This is a genomic window from Spiroplasma endosymbiont of Megaselia nigra, from assembly GCF_003987485.1.
Taxonomy (GTDB): Bacteria; Bacillota_I; Bacilli_A; order Mycoplasmatales; family Mycoplasmataceae; genus Spiroplasma.
The window spans coordinates 1-736 of the sequence record NZ_RCOO01000319.1; the positions used below are offsets into that span (position 1 = coordinate 1).

General features: G+C 28.0%; 1 protein-coding gene. It reads right to left on the reverse strand.

All coding sequences use genetic code 4. The annotated features are described in order from the left end of the window. A partial coding sequence (locus D9R21_RS07880; protein WP_158614022.1) for a hypothetical protein occupies positions 1 to 736 on the reverse strand: 736 nt, incomplete at both ends.

Genomic DNA, 736 nt, shown 5'->3' on the forward strand with positions numbered 1-736 from the left:
AGCATTTTGATTATTACCAGTTTCATCATATTCCATTAATTTATTATTATGTTCTATTTCTTTTGCGTTTATTTTATCTCAGTATTTTTCAATTTTTTCATAATATTTAATTGCTTCTAATTCATCAACATCATCATATTCAGTTATCGCTCTTATTGGCTCCATTGTACGATTTTCTAATCTAGTGGTAATTAATTCATTTTGTCGCATTTGGTCTACTAAACTAGCACTAACAAAATCAAAACCATAAGGGCGTTCACCAACGCCATCCCATAAACCATAATATTTTAAAACAGCATCAAACATCTTAGTATAATATTGTATACGATATGCTTGTAAATATGCTTGTTTTTCTAAGTCTTTTGTTTTTTTTATTAATGATTGGGTTTTATTTTCTTCACTATCTGAGGCATCACCAAAAGGACTAGAAAAATTACATGCTATATATACTTGTTCGATAATTGCTTTTTGATCTTGTGTATATGTTTCTAAGGTTGGTGTACCTTGTACTACTTGTAAAGATTGGGATAATTGACCATCTACTGCTGATTGACCTGATTGAATAAAAATATCATCAAAAGCATCTTGTAATACTTTTTTATTACCTTTGTTATAAGCAGTCATTAAATCATCATCTAATACTCCGTATCAATGCGTACGATTTGCTCATCTTTCTTTTGATTTAATATTAAAACTATCTTCTAAATCAAATTGTAATTTATAACAATTTGCCATA